We start from the raw sequence: 12,502 nt of genomic DNA on the forward strand, positions 1-12,502 counted from the left end.
GCGTTTTGTAGGCCCTGAGTCGACTTTAAATACTGGTTAGAGAGATCCAATCCTGATTACCGTCGGAGGCCTACGCTTACACCAACCAATTTCGGGAGCAATAGTCGTCGAAGTCACCGCTGTCAATTGAGAGCCCGAAGAATCTCGGCGAGCGGAAGTTGAATTAGTTGATCTGTAGGGAATCCACTCCAACTAATCGATTACCATGGTGCAGAACGCTACCGACAGAGTCGCGCGGTTCCTACACGTTGATAGCGGGTCTGTATCGCGTGAGGGGTACAATATTCCACAGGCAACCGAATCTCTACCATACTGAATCACCCTAGTTACCTCGAGGAGATTATAAAAGATGCAATCACGAGTTCTGGTTCTTCCGGCGTGACGTGTCTTTCTTCTTCGAGTCGGGTGAATTCTTCATCACGTTCGCGGCGGAGCGATTCGAGTTGTCGTTTCGCGTTTCCGATGGGCGCCGACATGTCTTCACCCTGCCTATCACGCGCTTGGTATGCCTCAAGTCGCTCCTCCCAACGGCTGGTCTCTTCCTTGAAGTGCCGCTCTGCATGTTGGCGTTTGATCTCCGTTTCGCGTTCGCGCTCTTCGCGAGCCTCCTGAGCGAACGATTCGACTTGGTTCCAGGCCTCCATCTCCGCCTGCTGATGCAGATCATCAGCCATCGACGCCAGCCGGTCGAGTCCCTCGATAGCACTCGCTTCCGAGGGCGGTAGGGTATCGACGTTCTCGGGCGGCGACGTGGTGACCGCTCCATCTGTGGTAACGTACAGGCTGACGAGCTTCTCGGTAACTACATCCCCAGCTCCAGAGATGTATCCCAGTCGGTAGGTAAAACGAATACCGGGTGCAGAATTGTCTTCCGTCGTCTTGAGGGCAATCTTCCCCTCTACACGGTCTGAGTCGAGACAGAAGTCGATGAGTGACTGGACGAGCGGATGGTCAAGCGCGATGAAGTCGACGTCGTCCTGTTCCATTGCGACCTCTCTCGTGAACGTCGCCATCGGATATCGCTGCTTGACTTGGTCGCCGGAGAGCACGTTGGGAACATCCAGCTGATAGACGTCGCCACCGGAGCGAGCGGGTCCGGGGCGGACACCCTTGATGTCCCCCTCAAAGGCGTCGAAGAACTCGCGGACGAGGATCTCGATGTCGTCTTCGCTCACCTCGCCGTGTTGACTTCGCTCGATGACGTCGAGTACCTCCTTGTCCTCGTCGGAAAGGTCGAATCGATCACGGATGAGGAACTGCTCTTCGACCGTCTCCAAGGCGTCCTTACGCTCCTCTATCGTCGCCTCGATGTTCGCGACGACTTCGCCGGTAGGCGTATCGTTTGCGATGGCGGCCATGATGGTCTCGTCGAGGTCGACGTCTTCGAGGACCCGACCCATCACGTCGGAACGCATCCCAAGGTCGGCCTCGATCTGGTCGGTCTTCTCGAGGAGGAGTGAGAGGATCTCGCTCTCGCGAGTATCCTTGAAGAAGAGATTGCGAATCTCAACGGTGTGTTCCTGGCCGTACCGGTGGAGACGACCCATCCGCTGGTCGATGCGGATCGGGTTCCACGGAAGGTCGTAGTTCACCATGATGTGGGCGAACTGGAGGTTGAGCCCCTCCTGTGCCGCGTCGGTCGCGAGCATGATGTTAGCCTCTTCCTCGAACTTCTCCATCTCACGGCGGCGACGGTCTTGGTTGAGGTCGCCGTACACCTGAGCGATATCGTGCTCGGGGAAGATCTCGTCTCGGAGGTACTCGAGAGTGTCCGTGTACTCGGTGAAGATGAGGATCTTCTCGTCGGGATCCTCACGGAGGATCCGGCCGACGAACTGCTTGAGAATTTGGGCCTTCGAATCGGTCTCGATGGCCTTGGCCTGCTGCCAGAGCTCTTTGACCCGGTCAAGCTCCGCTTGTACTTGGTCGGGGTTCTGCGTGATTGTGACTGTCTCTAGGGCCTCCTCAACCCGATTGCGCTCTGCGTCGGTCAGGGTCTCGGGTTCGGTGCTGTATTGTGGAATGAGCTCTTGGACGTCGTCGGGTAGCTCCTGTCCAGTCCCCTCGTTTTGAATGGCTCGCATGCGGTTCTCGAGGGACTTCCGGATGGCGTAGATGCTCGACACCAGCCGCTTCTGGTAGATGACCATCGTGAAGCCTGCGGCCTGATTCTCCTCCTGGCGAGCGAGGTTGTAATACTCGCGGATGTACTCGGTGACGTCGTCGTACAGCTTGCGCTCGGCGGCGGACATCTCGACGCCGAGAGCCTCGATGTTCTTCTCGGGGAACATACGGGTCCCGTCCGTCTCGTACATGTCGTCCTTCAGCCGGCGGATCATCAGATCGTCGAGCGCCTCGGGTTCAATCTGTGACTCGTGGCCGAAGCGGTACGGATCGAGCAGGCTGATGAGGAAATAGAACTGGTCGGACTTGCCCTTGTGTGGCGTCCCGGTGAGCAACAGCAAAGCGTCAGAGTTGTTCGCGACAGCCTCGCCGACGCGGTAGCGCTGAGTGCGTTCCATCGAATCGTCGCTCGACCGCCTGGCGGTCAGGTGGTGGGCCTCGTCGAATACGGCGACGTCCCACTCGGGTTCGAGGTTGTCGAGCGCGTCGATAGGCGAGACAGCGTCTGAACCCGTCTCGTCGGTGGACTGCTTGGCGAAATCGACGGAGGTGATAATGAAATCCTCCTGTGCCCAGACGTTCTGATTCGGATGCGACTGGCGTTTCGACCGGACGGTCTCACGGTCGTAGATGACAAAGTTTTGGTCGAACTTCTCGCGCATTTCCTCCTGCCACTGGACCGTGAGGGGGGCGGGCGCAACGATGAGAACACGGTCTGCGCGACCTCGAGCGATGAGCTCCTCGATGACGATCCCGGCCTCGATGGTCTTCCCGAGGCCGACCTCGTCACCGATGAGGTAGCGGTGGTCGTAGGAGTTGAGGATCTCGTAGGCGGCTTGGACTTGGTAGGGCTCGATCTCGATACGGTTGTTCGTCAACGAAAGGAACCGGTCGTAGCGATATGCAAGGTCGAGACGGGTCGCACGCTCCCGCAGATCGTAGTGAACCGGATCATCAACCCGCTTGGCCGCAAGTCGGTCGACAATAGAGTCGATCTTCTCGATATGAGGCAAGCCGCTGGGTAGTTTGCGGAGTTGGCCTTCCGTGGTGTAAACATGGAGCAGATGGCTCCCATTCGGGCGCTCCTCGATCTTGGTAATCTCTCCCTGTCCGCCGGCAAATGTGACGTGGTTGCCGACTGCGTAGTTAGTCATCTGCGACTGCGGATTCGACAATCTCGATTTCCTCGTCCGTCAGGTCGTAGAGGTCGTAGACGATCTCGTCGATGAGGCGGTCGGTTTCTTCGATCTTCGCGTCGAGTTCGTCGGCGCGTTCTTTCGTCTCGACGTAGCGCCGGAGATCGTCGGCCACGTCGTCGGGATCGGGCAGCGTGATCGCCTTCAGGCGGTCGACGAGCGAGTTCGTCTTGGTGGCGTTATCCCGGAAGCCGGCCATCTTCTTGTCGACGGCGATGGGGACAAATGCTTCCACGAGCTCGGCCTCCTGCTCGGATAGGTTCATCAGGGTGAACGTCTCGTGGAACTTGGTCTCGGTGTAGCCGTAAGTGTCGGTCTCGTGAGCATCCTCGTCTTCGGGCTTGTAGCGCGCAGTCATCGAAATCGTGACTGTCCCCCCGTCACGCTCGGTGCGTACGTCACCAACACGAAGCTTCTCGTACTCTTCAGTTGTCGCGTCAAGAATATTTGAACCGGTTGGCTGGAAGGCACCAATATCGGGGAGATCTGGGCCATCTACGTAGTTTCCGAGATAATCAAGAAGGTTGAGGTTAGTTCTCTCCTTTTGATTACACAACTTCACCATTTCTTTACTAAGAGGAGTAAGAGATTCAAATACAATTTTATCTCCACCTATTGTCACGTCAGTATGCGTGGATAGCCTATCTATATCAAATGGGATTTTGTGTTGGGGATAAGAAACCTCATTTTGATCAGGGATGGGGATTTGTTGAACATAGATTTTACTGTTCATATAATATCCACCTCTCATTCTAGAACTGACTTCATGAAGGTATAGTTTACACACATTTGAATTTAGAATAGATAGCAGGTGATAGTCATCATCTGAGATTAGGAATGCAGTTTTATTTGGATATATTTTAGTATCATCTATAGTAAATCGGACATCCTTCGAGACTTCTGGATAAATGATCTTATTAGACTCAAAATCTTCCCAATAATCGACGGTGTCTTGGATTTCATACCATTTGTAATCACCAGGCTTGCGTCCGTCCCAGGATCCCGAATTAGAAGGTGGCTCTGGTTTTAGCCGATCTTTATATTGGTTCAAATATCTTTTAATTTCTGGATATTCATTAATTTCTATCCCTCTACGAGAAAATATTAGATACTCATTTACCTCTTCATTATAATATCGACGTATCTCGCTACCAGAAATTATTGGCTTAATGATTTCTTTTGATTTTTGATCTTTGGAAATCAGCTCCTGCTTTTTTTCTTCAGAGATAATAAATGCATCATTGAGTCCGGTAACAACACCTCGATTAATCTCTTCTGTCAGGTATTCTCCCAGTGGCTCAAGATCTTCTAATTTGTCAAGAAGCGAATTGATTTCTGCAGAACGTAATTTCCACTCAGCACCACTGAGATTCTTTTCTGGAAGTGTCGAGGTATTTTCTCGAACATAATCTTGTAGATCTTCAAACTCTAGTGTATTAATTTCGGAATATTCTATACTACCTCTTTTTGAGGTGTTCTGGAAAACAAAAATTGCAGGATATGTTGTCACACCGGGGAATACTGGTTGGTCGTTGAAATCTACTATTTGTTTCATGTGGCTATTCTCTGATATATAGTCTCTTAGCCGAGACCCATATTCAGCAGTTATAAATCTATTAGAAGAGATATAACCTATGCGACCGTTATTACGCGTTTTAGATAGGGATAACTCAAAAAAGTATGAATAAATATCTGCTTTACCATCATAAACACTGTATTCTGATTTAACATATTCCTTGATTTGAGCAAGTTTTTCTTGTCGTACATACGGTGGATTGCCAATTACAGCGTCAAAACCACCACCTTTGACTCTCTCCCCATCCACACTGTAGAACGCCACCGGGAACTCTAACTCCCAGTGGAAGAAGCGCTCCTCTGAGGCCATTGCCTGCGCGCTCTCAAACCAGTCCTGCCCCTCAATGCTACTCCATGAATCGCTCCGCAGTGCCCCAGCCATTCGCTGATCGGCATCACTTGGCACGTCCAGCCCGAAACGCTTGGCAGTGTGAACGTTCGCCATCGCAAGCAGGTGCCGGTATAATGGATCGTCTCGAACCGCGTCGTAGACATCTTCCATCTCCTTGGCGTCTTCAAGCGTCTCATTGTCGATGGACAGGAGGTCTTCGAAACGTTCCATTACGTGTTCGAGGGCCTGCTGGCGCGTGTGTGCAAATGACTGCTCCAAGGTCAACTGTCCGTCACCGGCCTCGCTGTCATCGCCGTTGGCGAGCACGTCCTCAATATCGCTGCCGACAAGAGAATTCCCGGTCTTCAGGTGGTGATCGAGGAAGGCGAGCGGCTGCTCAGCAGCAAGCGTCCGCAGCCACAGCGACACCTTCGCGAGTTCGGTCGCGAGCGGGTTCAGGTCCACGCCGTAGATACACCGCTGGGCCACCTTCCGCCGCGCCCAGTTGATGTCGTGGTCCTCCTCGACCGTTTCGATTCCTTGCTGGGCCGCTTGTCGCTCTTGTGCATCGATTATCTCGCGAGCGAGATAGTCAACCGCGCTTGTCAGGAAGTGGCCGCTTCCCATCGCCGGATCGAGAATTTTCAACTCGAATATCCGCTCCGCGAATTCCTCCGCGAATCCGCCCTCACTGTATGAGTCGTATCCGACCAAGTCCTCACGGATGTCGTCGACCAGCGGTCCGAGCGTCTCGTCGACGATGTACTCGACGACGTACTCAGGCGTGTAGTACGAGCCCGTCGCCTTGCGTTCACCGCTTCCCGTCGTGAGGTATACCTCTCCCTCCTCAACGGCGACCTCGTCATCCTCCTCCGCCTCTACGTACTCGTCGTCTTCGAGCGCCAACGGTCCGTCAGCGACGTGTAGCTGGTACTCAAGCAGGCCCTCGTAGATGCTGCCGAGGTGGCGGACGTCCAGCGACGAGTAGTCCACGAAGATCTTCCCGCCACTGCTCCCCTGCTTGCTCCGCGTGAGCAGTTCGATGACACGGGCAAGGTAGGCGTCGCCCACCGTGTGCTTCGCGAGGAATCGGGCTTCAGGGTCGTCGTCCTCATCCGGATCAGTCCGGAATAAGCCACCGTTGTACGCCGGGATGTGTAGGTCTTCCTTAGGAATCCCGCGCGACTTGCTCCCTTGGTCGATCAGCTCGTATAACTCGTCGAGCCGCGAGCTCAGGTCGTCCTGCCAGTCGCGATATTTCGGATCATCGCTATCGAGCTCCTCGGCTACCTCCTGCTTGAGGGAGTTCAGGCTGTAGGACTGCTCGTAGATCTCGTTGTCCGTGTCCAGCAGGTCCCGCCCCTCAGCTTCCGCGTACAGGACGAAGATGAGCCGGTAGAGGTAGATCAGCGAGGAGTCGTGGACGAGGTCCAGGTCATCCTCGTCGAGGTCGTTGTCGGGGTATTGGAGATACCCCTCGGAGAGGATCTTGATCGCCTCATAGATGTTATCCTGAAGGTCCTCTCCGAGGTCCTGTGCGAAGACGTTGGACTCGTCGTAGACGTCGTCGAGGAAGCAGTCGCCTCCAGCGTCTTCGAGAAACGCGCCGTGGCGGAAGAAGAGGTAGAAATACTTGAAGTCCTCCATATCGCCCTTTTCGAGGACCGTGGGAAGATCGACCTCGTAGTACGAGTCAAGCCGGTGGCTCGTCGGCCCGTAGTAGAGCCGCCACTTCTTCCCGTCCGTCAGCACCGCCCACCGGGCAGGTGTCTCTTGGAGGTAGACGTGGATCTGGTAGCTCGGGTTCTCGAAATCTCGCTTGTGCTCACCACTCCCCCGCGTGTCAAGCGGGCGTCCCCAGCGCTTAGCGTCGGCGACAGCGACCGCGTTCTCGTAGAAGTCGCCTCCCCCTTCGCGGCGCTCGAAGGCGTCACGCGCGGCGTCCTCGGTCTCGAAGAAACCGTAGTCCGGCCGGCGCTGCGTCCGGCTTGTGCTCTCCTCGACCTCGAAGGGAATCCCCAACTTCCGGAACATCGGCCGGATGAACTTCTCCTCCAGCTGGGACTCGTTCCGCTTCGGGGCCGTGCTCTTCTCCCGATCGTAGAGAGCGACGATCTCGTCGTAGGCGGCTTCTAGTTCATCGTCGTCGACCTCGTTCCATTCTTCCGTCTCGGGGAGATGCTCGTCGAGGTAGTAGTTAGAGAACAGGTCACGATTCGTGCGGTAGGTGAATGAACTTTGCATTCGTCAGACAGGAGTTACGATGAGAAATTCGTCCGAGTCCTTGCTGTCGATGAGGGCATGTGCGACGGCTGTCGCATCGGCGACTTCGACGTCGACCGCGTCCCCGATCTCGAGACCGAGTTTCTCGAGTTCGGAACCGGAGACGTTGATCCGCCCCGAGTTCCCGGCATTTCGCCCGACTTGTTTGCGGGTCATCACGTATGACACGGTCGAATACGGGCAGCCGTATAGACTTTTCTTAGACTAACTCGGAGAATTCTAGTTACGAGTATTTGTCAAATACTGTATTTTATTGCAACCGGATGTGCGTATGCTTACGTGACGATTGAACAGCAACTCGAGTCTCTCCAATCTGAGGTCGAACAGATCTCAGAGCAGGAAATCCCGCCCAAGACTTCATTTGAAGTGTTTAGCCTCACACGTGAGGAGGGAGCTTGGCAAGCGTATCTTAGGTACTTTTTAGATCCCTCACAATCTCACGGACTTGAAACAGATTTTCTGAGCAAATTTATTGAACACCTTCGTATGTTAGGGTATATATCAGACAGCGGACCACCAACGGATCCGTACCTACTCAGTACAGTTACTGTTGAACAAGAGGTGTCCACGGAGAACAGTAACAGACCAGATATTGTTGTTTACGACAAGGGAAAGTGGTTTCTCTGTCTCGAATTGAAAATTGATTCTACCGAAGGTGGTGGTGAGCACTCACAAACAGAGCGTTACGCGAGCGATACCGATATTGTACCACTCTCTACAGACGTATATGATCAATCGGAATACCTCTATGTCAGCCCAAAGCAGGCTTCTAAGAGTAAATCAAAAATATTCGTCGATGTCAATTGGACAGATCTGATACCAGTATTTGACTCGGTTATATCCAGTCGGTCGAATCAGATTCCGACCACCACACTTGCGCAGCTGATTGAGTTTAGAAACACAGTCAAATCAGAGCTAATGATGACTAAAATTGACAAAGAAACTCAACACAAGAAAGACTTGTACTTCGAGTATAGAGAAGCAATTGAGTCGGTTAATGGAGCGATTGAGCCGTTCGTGAAAGACGTTCTCCGAAATGAATGGAGAGATGGTCTACAGAAGGAACTTCAAGAAAATCGCACAACAAACCGCGACTGGAAGTGCGACGCAGTGGGACATAGCTATGGACAGCTGCGTCTACCCGATTGGATTTCAGCGAAGGATGGAAAAAGTCGTCTCAATATCCACTTTGAGCATAAACCACGGGTGGAGCATTTCAAAACCGGCCGCCTCGAATTCCTTCTCGAGCTTGAGGAACAAGATGGTGGTAGGATTACAAAAGATTCTGGACCCCAATATCACGCATTCCGAAATGATCTGCTGGCGGCGCTACCCGAGGTAATTGAGTCATCAGACTATGATGAATCACAACTGAATGTAGAGATCGATCCTTCTAGCAGCAAAAAGAAGCTGCTATCTGCAATGTATAAATTCCAGCCAGGAAATGAAGAAGAGTACTATTCGTCACTTGCCACGGCACTTATCGATTTTACACCTGTCTCCGACCTAGTCTCAGAAACGCTTTCAGAAAACGACTACTCCACCCATCTCTCATCGTAGATAATTCGTCTCTCTTAATTCACAATACAAAATCCAGAATCGGATGTTCCTAGCTATTAATCTGTCTCGGAAAGTAGCTCTTAATGAATGACCGGAATCGTGATTCTCCCCGCTGGTCGCGACGACGCTTTCGAGGACTACAAGCGGTTCATCCGAGACGGACATCCGATTGACGACATCGAATCCTATCTCGACGAGGATGACCTCGAACTGTTTCGGACCACATCTGACGACGATCTCGTCCACGTTTGGGGCACCTCGGTAGACGGTGCGTGGCGGAACGTCGAGCGCAACGACATCGTTCTCGTCTACCATGATGGAGAGTTCGTCGCGAGGGGTCAAGTCCTTCAACTGCGGCACGACCCCAACCTTGCGGAGTACCTCTGGAAGGAGAACGTCGATCACGGCCGATGGGACGATGAGAGTCCTTGGGAGTACATGACCTTCCTCACTGATGTCGAGGAGGTCGACGTCGATATCGAGGAGTTCAACGAGCTCGTCGGCTACGACGAGACCTACCGTCCCCAGGGATTCACCCGAGTCGCCGACAAGCGCCTCGACCAACTTGCCAGGGAGGAGTCGGTCGAGACCGCCATCGCCGACCTGACCGATGCCGGCGAGCGTGTCCACCCCGTCGACGACGAAGACGATGAAGACGACCAAGACAACGGACCAACTCCCGACCTCGCCGACCAACTTCGGGCGGCCAGCACGGATGGAAATGCCCATGAGAAGTTCGAGAAACTCGTCGCGAAAGCCTTCTCTCGGCTGGGCTGTACTGCCGACTGGATCGAGGGGGGAGGCGATACCGATGTAGAGATCCGGTCCCCGGAACACATCGTGGTCGAAGTGAAAGCCCGGGGTAACGGGCGAGTCAATTCCCTGGAGGTCACCAACGTGGATAAGCACCGACGCCAGCGTGGGGCCGACCACGCCATCGTGGTCGCCTCCGGGTTCGCCCCGAAGGTCATCGACAACGCCGAGACGACCGACCTGACTACCCTTGCCGTCGACGACCTCGTCGAGCTCCTCGACCGCCGGGACCGATACGCCGTTCCCCCGGAGGAAACCCTTGCTCTCCTGACTCGCTCCGGGGCTTTCCAGGACGACAGGCTTGACCTCCTCGACGAATCCATTCAGGATCGTACCGACGCCGGGGAGACCCTCCTCGCAGTCATTCGGGCCCTCGAACGGGCAGATGGCCCCGTGGAGACGGCGGAGGACGTCCGGTGGATCGTTGTAGGCATGGAGGACTCTGACGACGTCCCGACCACCGAAGAGGTCCGGTCCGCCCTCCAGCTCCTCGCCCACCCCACTGTGGGGGTCGTCGAACAGGACGAAGAGGGGTATCGGGCCACCACCGACTACGAGAACGGGGTACAATTGGTCCGGTCCCTTGGGGAGGTCGTACAACCACCAAGGGAGAAAGAATAGGTCGGAGCTTCCGGCCTGTTCTGTTTGTACCAGTCTGTTACGTCGATATCTCGGACGCACCGGTTGCTGACGACTTCCATACCGGTCCCCGAACAACATGGCCGACCCGGGACGTTGGGATGCGTTCTTCGAACCGAATTCGGATGTTTCGACCGGCGGAAAAGACCGTTTACCCGAAGAATTCGGTACCACGAGTCCGTGTTCAACTGACATCCAATTACCCCGACCAACCGCACCCGGCTTAATAGGTGACGAGCCGGGCCCCTGTATAATACAGATCCGGTCGTTTCGCCCGGCGAAGATAGCGGTTTAGCGGATGGAATGATCCCAACGTTTGAAACCGAAGACGATCTTCGTCGCCATCGGGGAGCCCCGGGCGATTACCGGAGTCGATGGGTTGGTCTTCAACCATCTCACCCCGGCTCGATAGGGAATAGTCCCGCCTCTCCGGAAAAACGAATACGGCTGTTTCGTCCGGCGAGAAAGGCGATTCTCCCGACAGAACGGGGTTATTCGCTGACCCGTTCATGGGTTGTTCACTGAAGCCTGCTAGCTTTCGGCATTACCCGACCAATTTATTCCGATGAGCCGGGGACGCTACCCCCGAGTCCCCCAACGGCAGCACCCGTATCTCCAAATCCGAATTTCGACGTTCCGACCGAGCGAGGTTCCGTTTCTACGGATAGATCGAATTTACCGTCACCGGGGATCTTCCTCACCGTCGATCTCCTGTTCTCTCACCCGGCTCCCCCAGCCCTCAGTGGCGGCCCTATCTACTCGTGGAGTACCAATCACCCCCGACAAAGACATTCGTGTGATACCCGAGTCATATCGACGAGGTGCCGGTGGATGTCGTCGGCGAGCCGGTACATCGCCTCGGCCTGCTCCCTCGTCGCGATACCGAGCCTGTAGTAGGTCTTCGTTCGGTTCCGGTTCCACAGCTCGGCAAGATCCTCCCCGAACGCGTCGTCGTAGAGGCCAATCTCGGCGCCACGTTGGTAGAGTCGTCGGTGGCTGCTAATGACCTCTGCTGCGGACATGGCCCCGTCGTGGATCAACCGGAACTGGATAGTGCGCTCGATGGCGACGAACGCCGACTCGATCACGACCGTGTAGTACCCTTGCTTGAGGAGATTCGAGCCGACCTCCAACAGCCGGCAGGCACGGCGAAGTTGGACCAACTCTGCGTCGTCGACGTCCAATCCCTCCTCGATCGTTCCGGGACTGCCCTCGAAGGTCCGCTCGGCCTCCACCAATTGATCTCGGATATCATCATTCATCGGCGTACACCTCGGTCCGGAGCTCGGAGAGTTGGTCGGAGCCCACCAAGGTAATCCCGTCGTCGAACTGCGGGCGGAGCTGGTCACCAATTCGTTGGACGCTGCCTGTTGATTCGACGAGCGGCTGGTACGTATACCGATTCCCCTCGAACCGTTGATCTTCGAGATCACTAACGACTGACTGAACGATCCGACGAGCTGCCGTTCTATCTTCGTCGACGATCACCAAGAGGTCAATGTCGCTGGTCCTATCTGCTTCCCCCCGAGCGACGCTTCCGAACAGGACGACCCCGACTAACTCGTCCAACTCGTCCTGGAGTTGTTGCAGAAATGCCCGGACTGGTTGATGAAACTCGTCCTGCGGAATCGAGAGAACTGGGTCCGGTTTTGTGAGCCGGTCACGGTTGATCCGGACCTGCTGGGTCCGCCCGTCCTGTGTAGTCTCGATGACATCGAGATCGGAAAGTAGCCTAACCGCCTTTGAGATCGTTCCTTGATTTGCCCCTGTGAGGTTCGCGAGTTCGCTCATCGAGTACGTCGCATACGGCTGGTCGATGAGAATGTCGAGAACGTCCTGCATCGCTTGGTATCGGAATACTCGATCCTCCGGAAACGGATATTGTAACTCTATCGAGATAGAATCTTTCCTATTAGGCATACAATTCCTATTAGGAAATAGTCTGAAAACTCTGGCGGTGAACTGTTCCAATTATGACGTG

Annotated in this window: 7 protein-coding genes; 2 read left to right on the top strand and 5 right to left on the bottom strand. The window is 54.6% G+C overall.

Annotation, left to right across the window (positions count from 1 at the left end; translation table 11 throughout):
* Positions 1-326: 326 nt before the first annotated feature.
* From ACT4MF_RS02415 to ACT4MF_RS02425, 3 genes are read right to left on the bottom strand one after another with little or no spacing between them, the layout of a single operon-like run.
* Entirely contained in the window at positions 327-3,278 is a 2,952-nt protein-coding gene (locus tag ACT4MF_RS02415; RefSeq protein WP_444681623.1) for a helicase-related protein, read from the bottom strand.
* Positions 3,271-7,470, bottom strand: a complete 4,200-nt coding sequence (locus ACT4MF_RS02420; protein ID WP_444681624.1) for an Eco57I restriction-modification methylase domain-containing protein — start codon at positions 7,468-7,470, stop codon at positions 3,271-3,273. The genes ACT4MF_RS02415 and ACT4MF_RS02420 overlap by 8 nt, the downstream gene beginning before the upstream one ends.
* Before the next feature lie 3 nt (positions 7,471-7,473).
* Positions 7,474-7,665, bottom strand: a complete 192-nt coding sequence (locus ACT4MF_RS02425) for a hypothetical protein (protein ID WP_444681625.1) — start codon at positions 7,663-7,665, stop codon at positions 7,474-7,476.
* A gap of 123 nt (positions 7,666-7,788) precedes the next feature.
* On the opposite strand from ACT4MF_RS02425, the gene ACT4MF_RS02430 reads away from it, so the two are divergent.
* Together ACT4MF_RS02430 and ACT4MF_RS02435 are read left to right on the top strand one after the other, a co-directional pair.
* A complete protein-coding gene (locus ACT4MF_RS02430) occupies positions 7,789-9,069 on the top strand; it encodes a PD-(D/E)XK nuclease family protein (RefSeq protein WP_444681626.1) in 1,281 nt (426 codons plus the stop codon).
* Between the two features lie 87 nt (positions 9,070-9,156).
* Entirely contained in the window at positions 9,157-10,503 is a 1,347-nt protein-coding gene (locus tag ACT4MF_RS02435) for a restriction endonuclease (protein ID WP_444681627.1), read from the top strand.
* 791 nt (positions 10,504-11,294) lie between these two features.
* Here the strand turns inward: ACT4MF_RS02435 and ACT4MF_RS02440 are convergent.
* Positions 11,295-11,783 (bottom strand): DUF8154 family protein, encoded by a 489-nt coding sequence (locus ACT4MF_RS02440; protein WP_444681628.1) that lies wholly within the window; start codon positions 11,781-11,783, stop codon positions 11,295-11,297.
* Positions 11,776-12,363 carry a nucleotidyltransferase domain-containing protein gene (locus tag ACT4MF_RS02445; RefSeq protein WP_444681629.1) on the bottom strand — a complete coding sequence of 196 codons (588 nt, stop codon included), beginning with the start codon at positions 12,361-12,363 and terminating at the stop codon, positions 11,776-11,778. The genes ACT4MF_RS02440 and ACT4MF_RS02445 overlap by 8 nt, the downstream gene beginning before the upstream one ends.
* Positions 12,364-12,502 lie beyond the last annotated feature (139 nt).

The sequence above is a fragment of the Halorubrum sp. FL23 genome (genome assembly GCF_052439115.2).
In the GTDB taxonomy this organism is placed as follows: domain Archaea; phylum Halobacteriota; class Halobacteria; order Halobacteriales; family Haloferacaceae; genus Halorubrum; species Halorubrum persicum.